1 protein-coding gene is annotated in these 1784 nt (G+C 78.6%); it reads right to left on the bottom strand.

Features of this window, described 5'->3' with window-relative positions:
• On the bottom strand, positions 1 to 1784 hold a 1784-nt coding region (locus tag M8J74_RS44105; protein ID WP_505016727.1), incomplete at both ends, for a coiled-coil domain-containing protein.

Genomic DNA, 1784 nt, shown 5'->3' with positions numbered 1-1784 from the left:
GCTCCAGGCAGACCTGGGCGCGGGCCTCCGACTCGGCGCCCTCGTCGGCCAGTTCACGGAGCTTGGCCTGCCAGCCGGCCCGCTCGCGCAGCCGGAAGGCGAGTCCCGCGAGGGCGTCGGCGGCGCGGCGGGCCTTCTGCGCGGCCTCCTGCCGCTCGTCCCGCACCTGGGCGGCCTCGGCGGCGGCCTCGTCGGCCTCGGCCCGCACCGTGCGCGCCTCGGACAGTTCGGCCTCCGCCTCCTCGGCGAACACGCGGGCGTCGTGGGCCGCCTGCGCCAGTTCCACGAGGCGGCCGGCCGGACAGCCCGTGCGCCAGGAGGCGAGCCGGGCCGCCAGCTCGCGGTCCTTGCCCAGCCGGGCGGCGAGCGCGCGGATCTCCTCGTCGCGCTCGCCGGCCCGTGCGCGCAGCGCCTGCCGCTCCTCGTCGGCGGCGCGTTCGTCGTGCATGGCCGGGTTCGGCGGGACGAGGAACACACCGGCGGAGCCGCCGTGGTCGGAGTCGTGCGCCGGGGTCGGTGCGAGCAGTGCGGCGGCGGTGCCGACGGCGACGGCCGAGCGCGGCAGCAGGGCCGCGTCGGCGAGGGCGTCCCGGGCACGCGCGTGCGTGTCGGGGTCGGTGATGATCACGCCGTCGACCAGCTCGGGCCGGGCGGCCAGCACGCGCGCGTGGTCGGCCGGGTCGACGGCCTGGGCGAGATAGCGCCAGCCGGGCAGCGCGGGGATGCCGTGCTCGCCGAGGAACTCGACCGTGGCCAGCACGTCGGGGCCGGGCGGCAGCAGCCCGCCGTCGCCGAGCGCGCCGAGGATCCGGGCGTCGTCGGCCGCGGCCGTGCGCAGCTCGAAGAGGTGGCGTTCGGCCGTGGAGACCGAGTCCTCCAGCAGCTCGCGCAGTTCGTCGGCGAAGCGGTCGAGTTCCTCCGGCGTGAGCGCTCCGTCGTCGCTCCCCGTCTCCTGACGAGGCTGGGGAACCGCCGACCGGTCGGCCTCACTGGGCATGCCGGAACTGCCGGACAGGCTCAGCAGCTCCGCCAGCCGTTCCTCGGCCGCCAGAGCCTCGGCCAGCCGTCGTTCGGCCTCGTAGGAGCGCTGTGTCGCGGCCGCCGCGTCCGCCGCGCGCGCCGCGGTCAGCTCGGCGCGGGACTCCGCCGAGGCCGCCTCGCGCGCGTGCTCGGCCGCCTTGCGCGAGGCCTCGCGGGCCGTGTCCCAGGCCGCCACGGCCGTCTTCTCGGCGTCGCTGGCCGCGAGGGCGGCGCGCGCCGGGTCGGCGTCGGGTGCGCTGTCGTCGAGCCAGCCCGCCCGCACCGCCTCGGCGGTCTCCTGTTCGACCTCGGTCAGGCGCTGCCGCAGGTGACCGATCTCGCTGCGGGCCCGCTGCGCCTCGGTCGCGGCGGCCGTCGAGTCCCGGTGGGCGGCCTCGCCGACCTCCTGCAGGGCGGCGGAGCGCTCCTCCTCCTCGTTGGCGAGGGTCTCGGCGCTGTCGGCGGCCGACTGCAGGGCCCGTACGAGATCCACGGCGGCCTTGGCGCGGGCGGCGAGCGCGGGGGCCGCGTCCCGCTCGGCCTCCTGGATGGCGGCGGCCACGCGGGCGACGCGGTCGGCGGCGGCGCGGTGGCGCAGGACGGCCTCGGCGGCCTGCCAGGCGGAGTGCAGGGTGCGGGCGTCGGCCAGCTCGCGCTTCTGTGCGGCGGCGGACTTCTCGGCGGCGGCCAGCGCCAGGGAGGCGTTGCGGTAGGCGAGTTCGGCGGCGATGAGCGCGCTGCGCTCGCGGGCGCCCTCGGCGTGC

Origin of the sequence: Streptomyces panaciradicis, assembly GCF_023516615.1 — a bacterium.
Classification (GTDB): Bacteria; Actinomycetota; Actinomycetes; order Streptomycetales; family Streptomycetaceae; genus Streptomyces; species Streptomyces panaciradicis.
Note: the sequence above shows the minus strand (reverse complement) of the source record. Positions and strands in the feature narration are given on the sequence as shown.